The sequence below is a fragment of the Enterobacter cloacae complex sp. 2024EL-00711 genome (assembly GCF_047529885.1).
Lineage (GTDB): Bacteria > Pseudomonadota > Gammaproteobacteria > Enterobacterales > Enterobacteriaceae > Enterobacter > Enterobacter ludwigii.
The window spans coordinates 26,507-44,330 of record NZ_JBLIZC010000008.1; the positions used below are offsets into that span (position 1 = coordinate 26,507).

General features: G+C 58.0%; 20 protein-coding genes. 1 reads left to right on the top strand and 19 read right to left on the bottom strand.

The features are described from left to right. The 19 genes from ACMVME_RS19210 to ACMVME_RS19300 all read right to left on the bottom strand — a co-directional run bounded on the left by ACMVME_RS19210 (position 1) and on the right by ACMVME_RS19300 (position 16,458). On the bottom strand, positions 1-1,230 hold the full coding sequence (locus ACMVME_RS19210; protein WP_020884520.1) for a beta-ketoacyl-ACP synthase: 1,230 nt from the start codon (positions 1,228-1,230) through the stop codon (positions 1-3). Further along, entirely contained in the window at positions 1,227-1,958 is a 732-nt protein-coding gene (locus ACMVME_RS19215; RefSeq protein WP_020884521.1) for a 3-ketoacyl-ACP reductase FabG2, read from the bottom strand. The genes ACMVME_RS19210 and ACMVME_RS19215 overlap by 4 nt, the downstream gene beginning before the upstream one ends. Next, positions 1,955-2,428, bottom strand: coding sequence for a hypothetical protein (locus ACMVME_RS19220; RefSeq protein ID WP_020884522.1), 474 nt, complete (start codon positions 2,426-2,428; stop codon positions 1,955-1,957). The genes ACMVME_RS19215 and ACMVME_RS19220 overlap by 4 nt, the downstream gene beginning before the upstream one ends. Further along, a complete protein-coding gene (locus ACMVME_RS19225) occupies positions 2,425-3,594 on the bottom strand; it encodes a beta-ketoacyl-[acyl-carrier-protein] synthase family protein (protein ID WP_047355831.1) in 1,170 nt (389 codons plus the stop codon). The genes ACMVME_RS19220 and ACMVME_RS19225 overlap by 4 nt, the downstream gene beginning before the upstream one ends. A gap of 1 nt (position 3,595) precedes the next feature. Beyond that, complete coding sequence (locus ACMVME_RS19230; protein ID WP_014172042.1) at positions 3,596-4,174, bottom strand: DUF3261 domain-containing protein; 579 nt, start codon at positions 4,172-4,174, stop codon at positions 3,596-3,598. Continuing rightward, complete coding sequence (locus ACMVME_RS19235) at positions 4,171-6,495, bottom strand: MMPL family transporter (protein WP_414743482.1); 2,325 nt, start codon at positions 6,493-6,495, stop codon at positions 4,171-4,173. Before ACMVME_RS19235 ends, ACMVME_RS19230 begins: the two co-directional genes overlap by 4 nt. After that, positions 6,464-7,069, bottom strand: coding sequence for an outer membrane lipoprotein carrier protein LolA (locus ACMVME_RS19240; RefSeq protein ID WP_025202832.1), 606 nt, complete (start codon positions 7,067-7,069; stop codon positions 6,464-6,466). Before ACMVME_RS19240 ends, ACMVME_RS19235 begins: the two co-directional genes overlap by 32 nt. Next, positions 7,066-7,488: an acyl-CoA thioesterase gene (locus ACMVME_RS19245; protein ID WP_014172038.1), complete on the bottom strand. Its 423-nt coding sequence runs from the start codon at positions 7,486-7,488 to the stop codon at positions 7,066-7,068. Before ACMVME_RS19245 ends, ACMVME_RS19240 begins: the two co-directional genes overlap by 4 nt. Positions 7,489-7,491: 3 nt before the next feature. After that, a complete protein-coding gene (locus tag ACMVME_RS19250) occupies positions 7,492-9,183 on the bottom strand; it encodes a glycosyltransferase family 2 protein (RefSeq protein WP_414743483.1) in 1,692 nt (563 codons plus the stop codon). Next, positions 9,174-9,527 carry a beta-hydroxyacyl-ACP dehydratase gene (locus ACMVME_RS19255; RefSeq protein WP_020884527.1) on the bottom strand — a complete coding sequence of 118 codons (354 nt, stop codon included), beginning with the start codon at positions 9,525-9,527 and terminating at the stop codon, positions 9,174-9,176. The genes ACMVME_RS19250 and ACMVME_RS19255 overlap by 10 nt, the downstream gene beginning before the upstream one ends. After that, on the bottom strand, positions 9,514-10,875 hold the full coding sequence (locus ACMVME_RS19260) for an AMP-binding protein (RefSeq protein ID WP_221716997.1): 1,362 nt from the start codon (positions 10,873-10,875) through the stop codon (positions 9,514-9,516). The genes ACMVME_RS19255 and ACMVME_RS19260 overlap by 14 nt, the downstream gene beginning before the upstream one ends. Further along, entirely contained in the window at positions 10,868-11,455 is a 588-nt protein-coding gene (locus tag ACMVME_RS19265; protein ID WP_014172034.1) for a hypothetical protein, read from the bottom strand. Before ACMVME_RS19265 ends, ACMVME_RS19260 begins: the two co-directional genes overlap by 8 nt. 6 nt (positions 11,456-11,461) lie before the next feature. Then, entirely contained in the window at positions 11,462-11,713 is a 252-nt protein-coding gene (locus tag ACMVME_RS19270) for an acyl carrier protein (protein ID WP_014172033.1), read from the bottom strand. 13 nt (positions 11,714-11,726) lie between these two features. Beyond that, the gene (locus ACMVME_RS19275) at positions 11,727-11,984 is read right to left on the bottom strand and encodes a phosphopantetheine-binding protein (protein WP_020884530.1); all 258 of its coding nucleotides are present in this window, start codon (positions 11,982-11,984) and stop codon (positions 11,727-11,729) included. Beyond that, positions 11,965-12,780 (bottom strand): lysophospholipid acyltransferase family protein, encoded by an 816-nt coding sequence (locus ACMVME_RS19280; RefSeq protein ID WP_025202835.1) that lies wholly within the window; start codon positions 12,778-12,780, stop codon positions 11,965-11,967. Before ACMVME_RS19280 ends, ACMVME_RS19275 begins: the two co-directional genes overlap by 20 nt. Then, positions 12,777-13,499: a beta-ketoacyl synthase chain length factor gene (locus ACMVME_RS19285; RefSeq protein ID WP_040018231.1), complete on the bottom strand. Its 723-nt coding sequence runs from the start codon at positions 13,497-13,499 to the stop codon at positions 12,777-12,779. Before ACMVME_RS19285 ends, ACMVME_RS19280 begins: the two co-directional genes overlap by 4 nt. A gap of 64 nt (positions 13,500-13,563) precedes the next feature. Further along, positions 13,564-14,628, bottom strand: a complete 1,065-nt coding sequence (locus ACMVME_RS19290) for a methyltransferase (protein WP_414743484.1) — start codon at positions 14,626-14,628, stop codon at positions 13,564-13,566. Positions 14,629-14,695: 67 nt separating this feature from the next. Beyond that, positions 14,696-15,085, bottom strand: coding sequence for a hypothetical protein (locus ACMVME_RS19295; protein ID WP_020884534.1), 390 nt, complete (start codon positions 15,083-15,085; stop codon positions 14,696-14,698). 323 nt (positions 15,086-15,408) lie between these two features. Continuing rightward, the gene (locus ACMVME_RS19300; RefSeq protein WP_414743485.1) at positions 15,409-16,458 is read right to left on the bottom strand and encodes an AI-2E family transporter; all 1,050 of its coding nucleotides are present in this window, start codon (positions 16,456-16,458) and stop codon (positions 15,409-15,411) included. 144 nt (positions 16,459-16,602) lie between these two features. Here ACMVME_RS19300 and ACMVME_RS19305 point away from each other — a divergent pair, with 144 nt between their 5' ends. Further along, positions 16,603-17,820, top strand: coding sequence for an MFS transporter (locus ACMVME_RS19305; RefSeq protein ID WP_414743486.1), 1,218 nt, complete (start codon positions 16,603-16,605; stop codon positions 17,818-17,820). Positions 17,821-17,824: the final 4 nt, after the last annotated feature.

A 17,824-nucleotide genomic window follows, 5' to 3' on the forward strand; every position in this document is an offset into this window, starting at 1 on the left:
TTACGCCCAGCGTTTGATGATTATCGACGTGTTGATGCCGCCAAATGCGAAGTTATTGCTTTGTAGATACTCGCAGTCAATCTGACGGGCTTCACCCATAATATAATCTAAAGCACCACATTGCTCATCCGGTTGTCTTAAATTGAGCGTCGGGGCAAACCAGCCCTCACGCATCATCTGCAGACTCATCCAGGCTTCCAGTGCCCCACAGGCGCCTAACGTGTGGCCAAAATAGCTCTTCAGCGACGAAATTGGCACGTTGTCGCCAAAGATGGCGGCGGTGGCCTGGCTTTCGGCGATATCACCGCGATCGGTGGCGGTACCGTGCGCGGAGATGTACCCCATGTCCCGCGCGCTTAACCCTGCTAACGCCAGCGACTGCTCCATACAAATTTGCATGGTGTCACGTTGTGGCTGGGTGATATGGGCTGCATCACAGTTGGTGGCGAAGCCAACGATCTCGCCATAGATAGTTGCACCGCGTGCTCTGGCATGCTCAAGCTCTTCCAGAATCAGGGTGCCTGCGCCTTCCCCAATGACCAGACCATCACGCTGCGTATCAAATGGCGAAGGGGTGGTTTTCGGCGCATCGTTGCGCTGGCTGGTCGCGAATAAGGTGTCAAATACCGCCGCCTCTGACGGACAAAGCTCCTCTGCTCCGCCTGCGACCATCACGGTCTGATAACCGTGACGAATGGCTTCCCAGGCGTAGCCAATGGCCTGACTGCCCGACGTACAGGCACTCGACGTCGGGATAACGCGACCCCGAAGGCCAAAGAACAGGCCGGTATTCACCGCGGTCGTGTGCGGCATCATCTGCACATAGGTCGTACCGGTGATGTTGTGGGTGTGTTTTTCGGTGAGCATGGTGGCGAATTCGCTGACCGGCCCGGTACTGCCTGTGGAGGAGCCATAGGCGATACCGGTTTGGCCATTTGTGAGCACCGCCTCGCCAATCAGCCCCGCCTGCTCCAGTGCCAGCTCGGTGGCGCGGGTCGACATCAACGACACGCGGCCCATGGCGCGAATACGCTTGCGGGTATAGTGTTCCGGCAGGGTGAAATCATCAATCGGCGCGCCCAGCAGAGTGTGCAGGCCATCGTAAACCTGCCACTCCGGCATTTTGCGTACCGCGTTGTCATACGCCAGCAGCCTGCGGGAAACGGATTGCCAGTCCTCACCGAAGGCGGTAACGCCGCCCATACCGGTAATCACCACGCGACGCGTCATAGCATTCCTCCGTTAATGGAAATGACCTGGCGGGTAACGTAGCCTGCAATATCTGACATCAGATAGCTGGCAAGTCCTGCAACCTCTTCGGCCTGGCCCATCCGTTTCATGGGAATGATGGACATTGCCTCTTTCAGCGCAGCCTCTTCCATTTCAATCATGCCGGTATCAATCAGCCCCGGCGCAATGCAGTTCACGGTGATATTGCGTTTTGCCAGCTCAATTGCCAGTGCTTTGGTCGCGCCAATAATGCCCGCTTTTGCCGCGCTGTAGTTCACCTGACCGCGGTTGCCCATCATGCCGGACACGGAGGATAAGGTGATAATGCGCCCCCCTTTTCGGGTGGCGATCATCGGCATAATGCAGGGTTGAATAACGTTATAAAAACTGTCGAGGTTGGTATGAATGACGCTGTCCCAGTCGTCTTCGCTGAGGGCCGGAAACGCACCGTCGCGGGTGATACCGGCATTACTGACCACGCCATACCATGCGCCGTGGGCCTCGATATTCTGCTCCAGCACGTCACGGCACTGTTCGCGGTTACCTGCATCGAAAGAGAGCAGGCGACCCTGACCGCCCGCCTGTGTGATGGTATCCAGCGTCGCCTGCGCGCCTGCGGCGTCACGGTGGTAATGTACGCCTACGGTAAACCCATCAGCGGCAAGCTGGCAGGCGATGGCACGACCAATGCCTTTGCTGGCCCCGGTGACCAGTACGGAACGACTCATGCGTGAGATCCCTGATTAAAAAGCGATGTTAATTCTTCTGCGCTCGGCTGGAAGGTGTTGACCCGGCCCGTGGCCAGCGTCTCCTCACCTGAGGAGATCGTACATTCAAAACTGCCGAAGCGTTCATCCTGCATCAGCAGTCTGACGGTGATGTCCAGCGTCGCGTCTTTTGCGAAATGTCCACTGGCGCAGACCAACTCGCGCGCACCCAGCACCATGCCCAACGCAATATGATCTTGCCCTTTCTGCTGGCGATGCCAGCCTGACCAGACGCCAACGGTCTGCGCCATCAGTTCGAGCGCGTACCAGCCAGGCAAATCGCCCTCGGCATTCAAAAAGGGCGCCAGTACGCTTTGGCCGTTGACCGCGACACGGCATACGGCGGAATCGTCGGTGACGCGTTCAACGGATCCCAGCAGCATCATTGGCGCATCGTGCGGCAGATAGTCGACGGGTGATAAGTAGCTCATGACACTCTCCCCAGCAGGATGCTGGCGTTGTTGCCACCAAACGCGAACGAGTTAGATAAAATGACCGGTTTTTTCAGCGCGGTGCTCTGGTGCAGCACGCCGCACGGCGACAGCGTTTCGTCCGGCGCGTAGCGGGCGAAATCCTGTGGGGGTAACGGCAGGTCACGCGTCAGAATAAGCCAGCTCAACGCCGCTTCGGTGATACCGGCAGCGCCCAGCGTATGGCCGGTAAGGTGTTTGGTAGAACTGCAGGGCACGTTTTCTCCAAAGAGGTCGTGTACCACGTGTGATTCAATCTGATCGTTGAGCGGTGTGGCGGTGCCGTGCAGGTTGATATAGCCAATATCCTCCGGCTGCAGACCCGCGTCATTGAGCGCCTGGGTAATGGCGCGAATGGCGCCTTCACCCTGCGGATGCGGCGCCGAAATATGGTAAGCATCGCTGGACTCGCCTGTTCCCAGCAGCGCGACCCCGGCGGGCTCACGGGTCAACACCATCAGCGCAGCGGCTTCACCAATGGTGATACCCCGACGGTCGCGGCCAAACGGCTCGCAGAGCGTTGGAGAAAGCGATTCCAGACTGTGAAAGCCATTGACGGGCATCCGGCTCAGGGTATCTGCGCCGCCAACAATGGCAATATCCACCAGCCCGGCGTCAATCAGACGCCGGCCGCTGATGATTGCCCGCGCGCTGGAGGAGCAGGCGGTCGAGAGGGTATATGCCGGGCCCTCGAGCTGTAACCAGTTTGCCAGAAAGCGGGACGGATCGCCCAGCTCCTGTTGCGGATACTGCCACCGGGTGCTGGCTTCGCCGTTGAGCGTTAATCGTACGTGCTCATCCCCTTCATCGAGGCCGGAGGTGCTGGTACCCAAAACCACGGCCACGCGGTCGCGGCCGACCCGGGCAATCGCGTCGTCAACGGCGGATTGAATCTGTGCCAGCGCGGCCAGCAGCAGCTGGTTATTGCGGGTGCGGTGCGCGGACAGGGTATCCGGAATGGACGGCAACTCGCCTTCCACGCCACCCAGCACGGCGTCGGGCGCATCCTGCAACCAGCCGGACCGACAATGCATGCCAGGGGCTACGCCCGCCGTCAGGTTAGCGGCAATCTCATCCAGCGAGTTACCCAGCGCGTTGACCATGCCAACAGCAGAAATGTAAATCATCTCAGTCACCCAGATATTGAATGGTGATGTGGTAGTTAAAGACGTGTTGCTCGATGCTGATTGGCACGCGCTTGCCTTTGCGTTGCAGGTAGACAATGTCAGTGACCAGCTTGCCGCTGGCATTGCGTAGCTCGCGCCGATCGCCCTTGTCTTTAAGCGTCCAGCCCTTCGGCAGTTGTGGCTGCCAGGCGCTGAGTGGCCAGTGGCTGAGCATCACATCGGCCAGTACCTGGCTGGCGGGAGGCAGCTGCGGTACAACGATCGACTGTTCGGTGTGGATCCCGGTGTCGTCGTAAGTCGCCAGGAACAGACGGATACCGACGGAAGAGAGCCCGGCAAGCGTCACTTTGTGATCATCCGCGTTGAGCATGACCAGCAGGGACTGCGTTTGTCCGTTGAAGGTTCCGGTCAGCAGCTGCTGCGAACTGACCGCCGGGGTAATACCGGGCGGCGGCAGCGTCACTCGGGTTCCTGGCTGAAGCCAGGCCTGCGGACGTGTCCCTTCAGTATCGGTCGAATGGCTACAGCCTGCCAGCAGCAGCGTCGCGACCAGCGCGGCTGCGCGGTAAAAAGCATTCATTTTCGTTTTCTCTCTTTCTTAACAGGCATCGCCAGCGGCGCCAGCAGGAAGGCGGTAAAAATGCCGCTCACCAGCACAATACCGAAGCTGCTGATGGCCTGCGTGGCGCTGAACACGAGCATGCCTAACGTCAGCAGCGTGGTCATCATCGCCAGCGTGATGGCCAGCATTGACGTCAGCGGCGTACCGCGCGGGTTGCCGAAAAACAGCGTGTAGTTAATGCCAATGCCGAGTACCAGGACCAGCGCCAGCAGTGAAAACAGATTTACCGGATGCCCCGTGACGGCCAGCGCGGCCAGCCCGCAGCTGAGCGACAGCACGGACGGGACCAGACTGATAAGCCCTTTTCGCCAGCCGAGGCGTACCATCGCCCCGCAGGCAATCACCGCCAGCGCGACAAGCAAGAGCCCTGTTAACAGCGTGCGGTAGAGCGCAAACAGGCTGTCAAAACTGGCCTTGCGATCGACCCAGACGACGCCCGCATGACGGGCGGCTACTTCGCTGAGTGCGGCGCTGTTCCGGGCGTTGTCCACCGGCACTAACACACCGCTTTCGCCGTCAGGCAGGGTCAGCCACAGCAGACGCCAGCCTTCGCTGGCCGGGCTGGCGAGCCACGCCTCCACGCTCACGGGCATGGCGTTCAGATTCGGTGTGACGGTGCTCAGTCCCGCGTTTCGCAGCGCGTTCGTTATGGCCGGCGCGGCCTGCTGCAACAGCAGCAGATCGCTTTTCTGGCGCGCCAGCGAATTTAAGGGCAGGGTCCGCCAGCGGGTAATATCCCCCGCTTTTTGGGCCTGGGCTAACGCCGGGGTAAAGGCTTCCAGCCGTTCCAGCGTTTGCTGCGGCGATGCGCCATACACCACAAACCATTTCTGATCGACACCTTGCCCGGTCAGGGCGGTAATGGTTTTCTCCTGCGCCAGAATGTCTTTGGGCAGCGCCTGTAGCTGGGCGATATCGTCGTTGACCTTCAGGGTGGCAAGCCCGGCAGCCGAGACCAGCGCCAGTACCACAGGCAGGCCCACAGAGAGTTTTTTATTGCGTCGCCAGGCGGCCAGCCAGCGCAACATCAGGACCATAAACGGAACCGGGCGCACCGGCAAACCACGGCACAGCCAGGGATGCCAGAAAATCACCGTCAGGCAGGAGGCGCTCAGCCCCACCGCGGCAAACACCGCCATCTGGCGGATCCCGGGGAAGGGGGCCAGCATCATAATCAGGTAGGCGGTAACGGTCGTCAGGAGCGCCAGCAGCAGCGCATTACGCACTTTTGCCAGGCTTTGCCACGGTGAATGTTCTGCGCCGTGCACCATGCGTTCGGTGAGGTAATAGAGCGTGTAATCCGCTGAAATTCCGATGATGCTCATGCTCATCACCAGCGTCATCAGATGCAGTTCGCCAAACAGCAGCAGCGTCACCACCGTACCCGCCAGCGCACCTGTGGCAATGGAAATCAGACACAGCAGCAGGGGTTTCAGGGAACGAAACACTGCCAGGATGAGCAGGATAACCCCAAGGATCGTGACGATGCCCAGCGTGGAGATGTCCCGTTTTGCCTGCTGGCTGGCGTAATCACTGTAAAACACGGTACCGCGTGAGAGCAGCTGCGCCTGCGGAAAGCGCGTTTTCAGCGTCTCCTGCAGGGCGGTAAGGGTGGTTACCAGCTGATGGGTTTGCTGCATATCAAACGATGAGCCCGCCAGCTCACCGTGCAGCATATACCAGTAATTTCCACTGGCATCCTGGGTGACCAGCCAGCCGTCCATCAGCCGTAGCTTCTGGCTGTTTTGCGCCAGCGCCAGCTGCGAGCCGCGCATCAGCATCAGGGGATCGTTATGCAACTCTTTGCCACTCACGCCGGAAAAGGCCGAGTAGAGCTGGGATAAAATCCACTGCGCCTGCGCCTCACCGCCGTTTTGCAGGCGGGCCCGGGTGGCCGAATCAATCAGGCCGTTGCGATGCTGCCAGAAGAACTCGCCCCAGGCCTTTTGCCCGGCGGCGTCCATCGGGCCTTTAACCTCCCTGAGCGAATGGCTGTTTTTCAACAGATCCAGCCACTGCTGCGCCACCCGCGGATCGGGTTCTTTACCGGGACTGACCAGCCAGACAAGCTGGCGGTCAAGACGCTGCATAAACGCGTCGTTGAGTGCCGGCGGGATTGCCCCGAGCGTCTGCTTCGGCAGCATAGCCAGTACGCTGCTGTTCAGGCGCGCGCCGGGCAGCAGCGACAGCAACACACCCAACAGAATCAGGCATACCGTCGCCCACAGCAGCGCCGTGCGCAGGGATTTACGGTGCGGCAAAGCGTTGGCGTTCGTCATCGGTCAGGCTGGCGGGCGTCAGTGTGTGGCGGGAAAGGACGATATCGGTACGATCGCCCTGCTTATCGTTGAGGCGAATCGTCTCAAGGTAGGTCGCGCCGCCCAGATCGAGGGTGGCGAAAATTTTGTCCAGCGGTGTCGTTGTGGGGGTCAGCACCAGCGACCAGCGGCCTTCGCCGAGATCGCGAAAATCGATGCGGAAGTTCTCTTCCAGCACCTTGCGGTCGGCCTGGAACAGCGCCCGCAGCAGGTGGTTGAACTGGAACATCTGCGGGTTATTGTCGGCGGTAATGGTCTGCGGAGGCTGGCCGTTGATCGTCTGGATCATCCGTTTATCATCCAGCAACAACGTCATGGGGAAAGGCGCTTTTTGATCCCACAGCAGGCCGCTGTCGCGTGCGATCAACATTTCGCCCTGCGAGCGCAGCGGCTGCGGCAGATCCTTAATCGTCCGGACCTGTTCGAAATGCGCGCGCACGACAGGTTGCCCGGTAAACCGCTGCTGCAGCTCATCCAGCGTCACGGCGCTCACCAGCGGGCTGATCATCAGTGCCAGCACAGGCAACCATCTCATGGCGTAACTCCCATTCGTTCAAACAATATAGCCGGGCTGACAAAGCACATTTCACGGCTGGCTTCTTCGACGGCCACCTGGATGGTATAGCCGGTGGTGGTGCGTTTACCGGTTTGCGCGTCGAAAATTTGATAGGCGATGCGCAGACGGTTTTCATACTCTTCGATGTGCGCGCGTACACGGATGCGCTGCTCAAAGGTCACCGCATCGCGGTATTTCACCCGGGTATCGACTACCGGCCAGACATAGCCTGACGCCTTCATCTGGCGATAGCCGTAGTTAAACTGGTTGAGCAGCGCCTCGCGGGCAATCTCAAAGTAGCGGAAATAGTTGCCGTGCCAGACCACGCCCATCATATCGACATCGTGGAACGGAACGGTGATTTCTACTTCGGTCGTAAAGCGGGGATCGGTCAGCACCCTTTACTCCTTCTCTTTGGCATCCGGCAGGTGCCAGAAATCGAAAAAATTAAACCAGTCGAGCGGTGACATTAAGGCGTAATGCTCAAGCCGCTGTGCATAGCGATCGACGGCCTGTTGCAGCGCCTGCTGGCGCTCCCCGCGTGGCAGAAGCAGCGGGTCGGCAAACGGCTCGCAGTGTATCGTGAGCGCACCCTGCTGACGCAGAGCGTAAATCAGCACCACCGGGCAGCGCAGAATGGAGGCGAGGATAAACGGCCCTTGCGGGAACGGGGCGGGCTGTCCCATAAACGAACTCCAGATCACCCGCCAGTCGCCGCCGCGCTGTGGCGTGACCGCTATGCGATCGCCCACAATGGCGACCCATTCACCGCGCTCAAGCTTCTCTTTGATGGCGATAGCGGTATCCGGCCCAATGTCCGTCACGGGCATCAGGTTAACCCCTGCCTGGGGTGCCATCTCGGTCATGATCTGTTTAAAGCGCTGCGCGTTATCGCTAAAGACCAGCGCGTTGATGACTTTGCTGCCTTCCAGCTGAGCCAGTGCCCGGCAGGCTTCCACATCGCCAAGATGCGATGCGAGCAGCAGTTTGCCTTGCGATGCGTCAGCATCCAGCACGTCATACGCACCGGGAGCAAAGACCACGTCACGATGAAACGTCAGTTCGCCGCGCCAGCTGGCGACTTTATCCAGCATGGCGTTACCGAAGCGCATAAAATGGAAAAAGCTGTTAAGGCGTGGCGGAACAGGCATGTTCCGCTGCGTCAGCACCTGCTTCACTCGTGCTGTCCACTGCTGTGAAGCCTGTCGCGCCTGTTGGGCCGTAAGCCAGTACACCCCGATAACCGGCCACAGCAGCACGGTAAAGGCCCGGCGGCCAAACAGCTGCCAGACGCGCAGCATCAGGCGCATTCCCCACAGGCCCTTCACCTCGTCCTGCTGCGCCCAGTGCTGGCGGCGACGACGCAACAGCAGGGCGGGAATGCGGGGCAGCATGCCGAAGAACAGCCGGGTGTGCATCAGTGAGATCCGCACGTTGTCTTTGAGCGCGTCGAAATGGGATAACCCGTCAGGCGGATAGGTAACGCGGGTCGGCAGAAAATAGCTGGTATTGCCCTGCCAGTAGAGACGGACCATCACTTCGGTGTCAAAGTCCATACGTTTGCCAAGCGGCACACGTGCGGCCAGCTGCAGCGTGGGCGAGACCGGGTAGACCCGAAAACCGCACATGCTGTCTTTAAGTTGCAGGGACAGGGTTTCAATCCATACCCACACGTGCGTTATCCAGCGACCGTAGAGGCGGGAGCGCGGAATGGAATCATCGTAAATGGGCTGGCCAGAAATCAGCGCCTCCGGGTGACGCTCAGCCAGAGCCAGCATTTTGGGGATATCCTCAATAGCATGCTGGCCGTCGGCATCCACCTGTACGGCGTGGGTATAGCCCGCACGGGCAGACTCTTCCAGCCCCTTAATGACCGCGGCACCTTTACCTGCGTTTTGCGCCAGACGTACCAGCGTAACCTGGGGCTGCCCGGCGGCCAGACGCTCCAGAATGCGGCGCGTCTGCTCGTCACTTCCGTCATCGACCACCAGGCAGGGCAAGCCGAACGGCGCCAGCCGCGACAGTACTTTTGCCATCATCGCGCCATGGTTGTAGCACGGGATCAGCACGCAGGGGCGGAAGGTTACTGACACAGGCGAATCTTCCCGCTGCTGGCAGTATGGCGATCGTCACCGGCATGGCGCTGGTAGCTGAAGGTCAGTATCTGACGTTCAGCATGCCAGTTAAGGACCAGCGTGACCGTGGTATCCGGCAGCAGAGGGGCCTGGAATTTCACATTTTGGATGCTGTGAAAACGGTAACCCGGTGCCAGCAGCGTGGTGGCGTAGTGCATGACCCAGTCAATCTGTGCCACACCTGGCAGCAACGGCTGTACGGCAAAATGCCCCTGGAACCAGAACAGGGAGGGGTCAAGATGCAAAACGATTTCCAGGTGCTGCGGCTGTGCCTGGTGGCGTTCGATTTCATGAATTTTCATGAAACAACTCCTGTAACTGCGCATAGACACGCTTGTTCATACTGTTTACCGGCATCTCATCGATAATGCGCCAGTAGCGGGGGACGGCGACCGGCTCAAGCCAGGGCCGCAGGGCGCGGCGCCAGGCCAGTTCCTGCGTTTTTTTGCCCTGCTGATGCCAGCGCTGACGGGTCTTCTCATCCAGAACCAGCAGGACACCTATACCCTGACGACCTCCGCGGGTAACCGGTAATGCTGCGGCTTCACATATGCCCTCAAGCTCCAGCAGGCGACGTTCAATCTCGTTCAGTGAGATACGCTTTTCTTCGATTTTGACCACCCGACCACGACGTCCGGCAATGCTAAAAAAACCGTTACTGTCGAAGTGCAGGATATCGTCCAGCTCTAACCCTGCGGCTTCGTGAATGAGCGGGGAGGTCACGCGGCAGATTTCCCCTTCACTGTGGAACACCACGCCGGGGAAGGCGAACCAGGGTACGCTGTCCGCCTGACGGTGCCGCCAGGCGAGGATCCCGGTTTCGGTGCTGCCATAGATTTCATCCGGCCAGACGTTAAGCCAGCCATGGGTCTCCGTGACATCGCACCAGGGCAGCATTCCCCCAGCGGAGATCAGCATCACGACGGGAGGGGCAGTCAGCTCGGTATCCAGCCGTTTCAGGAACGCCGGACTGCTGATAAAAAGGTACTGCCTGTCGTGAGGGAGTGCCGCCAGCTGCTCAGCGTAATAAAGCATGGCGGCGTGCAGCGGAAGCCCCATCGCCATTGGCAACATGATGCGGAACGTCAGGCCATAGAGATGTTGTGGTACGACCGAGGCCACAATGCTGCAGCCCGCCAGGCGTTCGCCAAAACGGTTCGCCAGCAGGCATGCTTCACGGTCCAGGCTGGTGATGTGCTTAATGACCCGGCGTGGGGTGCCCGTGGAGCCCGAGGTAAAAAGCTCAACAAAGCGCGCGTCGTCAATGACGGGCAACGGTGCCCATTGGCGCGCGGTCTGGGGGGAGGAGGTCACCACAATGACCTTTCCCTGAATATCCAGCGTCTGATCGCTCAGGACACCGCTAAACAGCGACTGCTGTTCGTCGAGCAGAGAGACCCGGCTATGGCCTGGAATGACCGGGGTTTTACCGGCATGCAGTGAGGCCAGCAGCGCAACAATAAACAGGTAGCTGTTTTCAAAGCACAGCGCCCAGCGTTCACCCTCCTGCTGTCGCAATGCTTCTACCAGCAAGGTGACATCGTGGCGCAACTCACCCAGCGTCCAGGTGCGATCGTCAAGCCAGGCGATCGGCATGTCGTCAGGGCGTGGAGCATTTAACCACTGGCCCAGCGGGAGGGGTTTATTCATCGAGCTTCTCTTTTTTCATCACCCGTTGACGCACCAGCCACTCTGTCGCCATCAGCGTGCCCATCAGAAAATAAGCCACCATACCGTTCCACACTGTCCAGACATGCATATCGCCGTGTAGCACGGTAAACAGGGCTATCGCACCGTTACCGAGGAAAAACCCGCACCACACCAGCGTCACCTTACGGGTATATCGCACACCCGCCGGAGGCAAATTCGGTTCACGCAGACGTGCCAGCCGTTCAACCAGCGGCATGGTTGTCCACAGTGAGCCGCCAAACACGGCCAGCATCACGAGATTAACCACCACCGGATAGAGCAGCAGCCACTGATGCGCTTTCAGCAGATAGCTCGCCGCGCAGAGCGCCAGGCCTGCCAGCGCAATGCACTGCACCACATACCGCATCGGGCCTGCGTTTCGCCGCGCCTGATGCAGACGCAGCACCAGCACCAGGGCCATCAGCGGCAACAGCCAGTGCAGACCGTTGTGCGTCAGCCCCAATCCAATCAGGAATGGCCACGCCAGCAACACGACTCCCGTCAGGAGTGGGATCGCCGGAAACGCTCGTCCTCCAGGCACGGTGGTTTACTCGTCGCGCAAAAGCTGAGCGACAGCGTCAACCACATCCTGCACGGTACGGACAGATTTGAAGGTTTCCGGTTTGATTTTCGTCCCCGTTTTCTTCTGCAGGTGAACAATCATGTCCACTGCATCGATACTGTCCAGATCCAGATCTTCGTACAGGCGAGCCTCAGGCGTGATTTCCTGTGGGTCGAGTTCAAACAGCGTAGCCAGGAGTTCGCAGACTTCCTGATAAATGGTTTCTTGTTCAGTCATAACGGATCACATCTCAGGCGCGTTGAGCGTTGATAAAAGAAGCCAGCGTGGCGACGGAAAAGAAGTGCTGACGCATCTCTTCGCTTTCGGCAGACAGCACCACGCCATACTGGTTTTTCACGGCCAGGCCAAGTTCCAGGGCGTCGATAGAGTCGAGACCCAGTCCATCACCAAACAGCGCAGCATCGGTATCGATATCCTCGGCGGTGAGCTCGTCCAGATTCAGCGTGGTGATGATGAGATTTTTAATTTCAAGATGAAGCGCTTGCATCATTAATTCCTGACAAAGATTGAAGGCCTGATGTTAATCGATGCTGCAGATGCCGGTTTAACTGCCTTGCCGCCAGTGCCGGTTCTTGTGTCTTTGCATCGTAAAAAGCGTCGATATTCACGCGATCGCGAACATCTACGGTGAAAACAGGTTTTACGGGCGGTACGTCGTACCAGTGACTTTTTTTATCCAGCAGAGGTTCGCTGCAGTGGATCACCACGATGCGCAGGTCGCTGTGGCAGCGCACGGCAATATTTGCCGCGCCGCGCTGGAGGGAGATTGCCTCTCCCGACCGGGTTCGTGTGCCCTCCGGAAAGATTAACAGCGTGTCGCCCTGGGCCAGACGCTGCTGGCTTGCACTGAGGAGCGTTTCCGCTTCGCTGTTAATCAGGTAATCCGCTGCGCGAATGACGCCGCTGACAAAGGGGTTGCGGAGCAACGCACTTTTCACCAGACAGTCGGTTTCGGGCATGACGGACGCCAGGATCACGTAATCAATCAGCGTCGGGTGATTGGCCACCACCAGACAACCGCGATCCCCGCGAAGGGCGTCAAGATTGTGAATGCGATAGTCCAGTACCCCGGTGCCACGGGCGACATGTAAGAAAAAGCGGAAGCTGGCCGCGATACTGCGACGCGCCAGGCGACGGCGTCTGGCGCGGTCGCGCTGAACCAGCAACAGCAGATTGAACCACACCAGCGACAGCAACAGCCCGCCCGTGCCAAACAGCACGAAGCAGAAGCCGGTCATCATGAGACGCCATAACCAGTTGATACGGGCAGTCAGGCGGCTCATTCGCGTGTCCATTGCCACAGCAGACGTTCGCCTGAAACCACAAACTGTCGTTCATCGCGGAGGTAACGTTGCAGGAACATCAGGCTCTGCGGCAGGGGAGGTTCTTCACCCGTGCTGCCGCTGCGGGTTTCGCACTGCAGTGTGCTCCCGGCTTCAATCACCAGGGCCAGCGCGTAGGGCCAGGTGGGCATCTGCGGCGGTAAACCCGGATGATAAAAATCGGGCAGGGCACCGTCAAAATCGACCAGCAAGACGCGGGAATAGCCCGCCTGAAGCAGGCTCAACACTTCACATAATGCCTGCTGGAAGGTGTCCAGCCCGGCAGAAACAGAAGACGAGACGATGGGGTGTCGCGCAGTGATCGTCAGGTTGCCCACCGCCGAATTGTGCACGGACATGGCAAAGTCTGTCGGCGAGACGGCCTGACCGGTCGCCAGGGAGTGCAGGATGCGGAAATTACGCTCCAGTTCGCCATGACGGCTGGAATAGACAACGGCATCAATCGCGTGGCGGCGAAGCAGGGTGAGTCCGAGGTCTACCGCCAGTTTACTGCCCGAGTTGAGGCGGCGCGCGGTCATCATCGGCAGTTCGGTAAGCTTAGGCAGCGGCGCAGCCGGGTCGAGGGTAAGGTGCTGGCGTGACCACGCCTGCCACTCTGCGGCATCGCTCAGGCCTGGTGCTCTTGCCTGCCAGTCAATTATGTTCAGTGAAAATTTCATCTACGCGCGTCCGCGGAAAACCATCATTAAAAGACAGGCAAGCCTGCCGGGCAGTTCAACTGCTCTATTGTTCAATTTTTTGACAAATCAATAGGGTATGACCTACCCCAAGGTTGTCCAGCCGCTGTTCTACGTGGAAACCGGCCCGCTCCAGGTAGTGATAAAATTTCTCTACACTGTAAAACCGGCTGTTGCCGTTCGCCATACAGGTGAAATAAAGCGAGGTAGCATTCAGGCTGAATGAGGCGGCTTCAAATTTTTGGGCATCCCAGAACAGTTCCATGATGCACAGTCGCGCGCCGGGCTTCATAGCCTGTGCAACGCGAGTCAACATGGCGACAATCTGGTCCGGAGAGAAACAATCCAGGAACTGGCTCATCCACCAGATATCGGCTTCACCCGGCAATGTCGCATGACTAAGCATATCGACAGCATGGAAGCCAATGCGATGAGATAAACCTGCTTTTTCGATGTTTTCCTGCGCCAGCGTTATCTGCTGTGGCAGGTCAAGGATCGTCACGGCAACATTGTCGTCATAGCGGCAGCAGCGTAACGCCCATTTACCCGTATTTCCGCCCACATCGTACAATTTTGTCGGCGAGCTTGCGAATATATATGGCAGCGTCGCGTCGAAAGCGGCATCAGAATAGTAATGATCAAAAGCGAACCAGCTCTCTTTTGCCTGCTCGGGTAATTGTGATAATGCCGGATAGATGGTTGGCCAGTTGCCAAACACGGATAATCCCGCCGGTTTTTCTTCCTGCAGGGCATCGGCCAGATGGAATAATCCCTGGTAACAAACATCCTGCGTGAAATCCATATTCACGCGGGTCATGGTGTCATGCAATAAGAAATGACCCACCTTTGCCAGGAAATAGCGCCCTTCTTTACAGGTAACGATCCGTCCGCTTAATCCCATATCCAGCAATACGCTTACGCTATAACTGCTCAGGGTACTGTTTTCGGTTATTTCCTCGAGACTTGCCCCTGTTTTCCCTTTTTTATCCAGCCAGGAAAGCACGCCCGAATTACGCAGACAACGCGCGGTCTGAAACAGCATCGGCGCAAAAGCGATGCGTTGCGCTTCGGTAATGGCGTCCAGCGCGTTGAGGGTGTCCTTTTCGTACATGCGTGCGTAACCTTATGAGGCCGAGAAAAACGTTATCGGGCCATTTCGGCCCGACATGAGGAAAATATTACAGCGCGGCACCTGCAGAGAGGTTCATCTGAATATCGTGGTCGAGGTTATGCACCCAGCGGTTATAGTTCTTGTGGATTTTACCGTCGGCGGCTTTCAGGTTCATACTGCTTTCGTAATTAATTGAATAGCTTGTCGCAGAATAAGGAATACGGATTTCGACCGAGTGGTCGCGTGCCTGCAGACGGCCTTTAATTACGCCCGGGCCCGCTTCGCTCATGATCCAGTCGCGCTTCTGGCCTGCTTTCAGAATGGCGGTTTTCACCTGCTCAGCAGTGTGGCCTGTACTGACAGTAGCGTGAACCTGATCGATTGGGGCGGTACGCGCGCAACCGGCCAGTGCGCCGACGACAGCAACAGCAGCAAACCATTTAATGATCTTTTTCATCAACAACTCCGTATCAATAATAACAATTTAAATCAGTAATTTTAAAAAATTATATTTTGGCGGAGTATTATCGCTAATGAGGATAATTATTGTCGATATAAAAGTGGGTATTTATTTTACGTGAGGGGAGGTGTAATGCATTGAAACGAAAGGGTGAGAATTATATGCCATGTAATTTGCGTTAAATAAATATTTGCATGACGATTCATTTATTAGGGCAAGATAAATAACGCGAAATCCTCCTTACCGAAAATGAAAATTACCGCGCGGTGAGCGTCGCGGTAATTTTCGGTGTGTTGCACTGTTACGCGTTGTGGGACCCGTTATCCCGGCAGACGGCTTTTCGGTCGCCCGGGACCCAACAGGATCGCCAGTTTGCTGCCACCTTTGGTGGTTTCCATCCAGATCTTACACACGCTGGTCAGCGGGACTGACAGTAACATCCCGACCGGTCCCAGCAGCCATCCCCAGATCAGCAACGACAAGAACACCACCAGCGTCGACATTCCGAGACGGTGGCCCATCATGCGCGGCTCAAGGATATTGCCCAGCACCATATGCACGACCAGGAACAGCGCCCCCACCAGCATGCATTCGTAAAAGCCATTGAACAGAAACGCCTGAATCATCGGCGGCACGGCGGAAAGCACCGCGCCGATGTTGGGTACGTAGTTCAGCAGAAACGCCAGTACGCCCCACATCAGCGCGAACTGCACGCCCATCAGCATCAGTCCCAGCCAGACAATCACCCCGGTCCAGACGCTTAACAGCGTTTTCAGGGCCAGATATTTGGACACGCCCTTCAGGGCGCGGTGTAAACCCGCAATATGAATTTGCGGGTTATTCAGCGCAAAGCGCAGCTTATAAGGAACATGGCGGACCTCGAACAGCATAAACACCACCGTCATCACCAGCAGAAGGATGCTGGCCATCGCGCCGGAAAGGCCGGTCATCAGGGTAGTGGCGTAGGTCATGACCTTCTCTGAATCCATGCGGCGTAACATCCGCTCGGGTGAGATATGCAGGTTAAGAAAAGGCATCATCTCCTGAAGCGAAACGATCTTACTCGTCAGCTCTTTGTTGTACTGTGGAAGCATGGTGGAGAATTCACTGAGCGACGCCGCCAGCACGCCGAAAAGCGCCGTCAGGGCAATCATCATCACGATGACCACGATAGTAATGGCTACCGGACGGCTGATGCCCCGGCGCAAAAACCAGGTCACCAGCGGATTAAGCACAATGGCAAAAAAGAGCGCCAGCAGGAGCTGGACAATGATGTCAGCGGCAGCATGGATACCTGCGAGGATAACCACCAGGCAGGCGAGTTTTAATAAGATGTGAAGTCCTGCTTTGTCGGACTGGTTCGGTATCATGCGGGTTCCTTAATGTGATAGCCCGTTAAGTGTAGTGCCCGGCGGCCGCTTCGTCTGGAGCCGATAATCTGAAAGTCAGTGCTGATTTTCTTATCCTGCCGTGGTAATAGTGAAACACTGTTGTAAAAATTCAGGTTAAACCCCATGCCAGAGCATGCCGCCGAACCGGCGCTGAGCGGATTGCGCCTCAATCTGCGCATTGTTTCCGTTGTGATTTTTAACTTCGCCAGTTATCTGACGATTGGCCTGCCGCTGGCGGTGTTGCCGGGCTATGTCCATGACGTCATGGGTTTTAGCGCATTCTGGGCGGGGCTGGTCATCAGCCTGCAGTATTTCGCCACGCTCCTGAGCCGCCCGCATGCCGGGCGCTATGCGGATCTGTTTGGGCCAAAGCGCATCGTCATTGTGGGGCTCTGCGGCTGTTTTCTGAGTGGTCTGGGCTACCTGCTGGCCGCCACCACCAGCCACTGGCCGCTGGTCAGCCTGGCGCTGCTCTGTCTGGGGCGAGTGATTCTGGGTATCGGACAAAGTCTGGCGGGTACCGGTTCGACGCTGTGGGGCGTGGGTGTGGTGGGTGCGTCCCATATTGGCCGGGTGATCTCCTGGAACGGTATCGTCACCTACGGCGCGATGGCACTGGGCGCACCGCTGGGAGTGATCTGTTATGCCTATGGCGGGCTATCCGGGCTGGCTATCACCATTATGGTCGTCGCGCTGCTCGCGATTCTGTTTGCCCTGCCGCGCCCCAAGGTGAAGGCCAGCAAAGGCAAGCCGCTGCCGTTCAGGGCGGTGTTAGGGCGCGTCTGGCCTTATGGTATGGCGCTGGCGCTGGCAACCACCGGCTTCGGCGTGATCGCCACGTTCATCACTCTCTTCTATGACGCCAAAGGCTGGGACGGCGCAGCCTTTGCCCTGACGCTGTTTAGCTGTGCGTTTGTCGGCGCGCGTTTGCTCTTCCCGAACGGTATCAACCGTCTGGGGGGACTGAATGTGGCGTTGATCTGCTTTGCGGTAGAGATTGTCGGGCTGGTGTTGACCGGGATTGCCACCGCACCGTGGATGGCGAAAATGGGCGTTTTCCTCGCCGGCGCTGGCTTTTCGCTGGTCTTCCCGGCACTCGGCGTGGTCGCGGTAAAAGCCGTGCCACAGCAGAACCAGGGGTCGGCGCTGGCGACCTACACGGTGTTTATGGACATGTCGCTGGGCATTACCGGGCCGCTGGCGGGGCTGGTGATGGCGTGGGCAGGGGTACCGGTAATCTATCTTGCCGCGGCGGGTCTGGTGGTTATCGCATTGATGCTGACATGGCGGCTAAAAAAATGGCCCCCGATGCAGGCACCGGAGGCCACGTCATCATCGTGAAGAA

Bases quoted from the DNA above. Each gene is read 5' to 3' on its own strand.
- ACMVME_RS19210 (WP_020884520.1), bottom strand. From the start codon at position 1,230: ATGACGCGTCGCGTGGTGATTACCGGTATGGGCGGCGTTACCGCCTTC.
- ACMVME_RS19215 (WP_020884521.1), bottom strand. From the start codon at position 1,958: ATGAGTCGTTCCGTACTGGTCACCGGGGCCAGCAAAGGCATTGGTCGT.
- ACMVME_RS19220 (WP_020884522.1), bottom strand. From the start codon at position 2,428: ATGAGCTACTTATCACCCGTCGACTATCTGCCGCACGATGCGCCAATG.
- ACMVME_RS19225 (WP_047355831.1), bottom strand. From the start codon at position 3,594: ATGATTTACATTTCTGCTGTTGGCATGGTCAACGCGCTGGGTAACTCG.
- ACMVME_RS19230 (WP_014172042.1), bottom strand. From the start codon at position 4,174: ATGAATGCTTTTTACCGCGCAGCCGCGCTGGTCGCGACGCTGCTGCTG.
- ACMVME_RS19235 (WP_414743482.1), bottom strand. From the start codon at position 6,495: ATGACGAACGCCAACGCTTTGCCGCACCGTAAATCCCTGCGCACGGCG.
- ACMVME_RS19240 (WP_025202832.1), bottom strand. From the start codon at position 7,069: ATGAGATGGTTGCCTGTGCTGGCACTGATGATCAGCCCGCTGGTGAGC.
- ACMVME_RS19255 (WP_020884527.1), bottom strand. From the start codon at position 9,527: ATGAAAATTCATGAAATCGAACGCCACCAGGCACAGCCGCAGCACCTG.
- ACMVME_RS19260 (WP_221716997.1), bottom strand. From the start codon at position 10,875: ATGAATAAACCCCTCCCGCTGGGCCAGTGGTTAAATGCTCCACGCCCT.
- ACMVME_RS19270 (WP_014172033.1), bottom strand. From the start codon at position 11,713: ATGACTGAACAAGAAACCATTTATCAGGAAGTCTGCGAACTCCTGGCT.
- ACMVME_RS19275 (WP_020884530.1), bottom strand. From the start codon at position 11,984: ATGCAAGCGCTTCATCTTGAAATTAAAAATCTCATCATCACCACGCTG.
- ACMVME_RS19280 (WP_025202835.1), bottom strand. From the start codon at position 12,780: ATGAGCCGCCTGACTGCCCGTATCAACTGGTTATGGCGTCTCATGATG.
- ACMVME_RS19285 (WP_040018231.1), bottom strand. From the start codon at position 13,499: ATGAAATTTTCACTGAACATAATTGACTGGCAGGCAAGAGCACCAGGC.
- ACMVME_RS19290 (WP_414743484.1), bottom strand. From the start codon at position 14,628: ATGTACGAAAAGGACACCCTCAACGCGCTGGACGCCATTACCGAAGCG.
- ACMVME_RS19295 (WP_020884534.1), bottom strand. From the start codon at position 15,085: ATGAAAAAGATCATTAAATGGTTTGCTGCTGTTGCTGTCGTCGGCGCA.
- ACMVME_RS19300 (WP_414743485.1), bottom strand. From the start codon at position 16,458: ATGATACCGAACCAGTCCGACAAAGCAGGACTTCACATCTTATTAAAA.
- ACMVME_RS19305 (WP_414743486.1), top strand. From the start codon at position 16,603: ATGCCAGAGCATGCCGCCGAACCGGCGCTGAGCGGATTGCGCCTCAAT.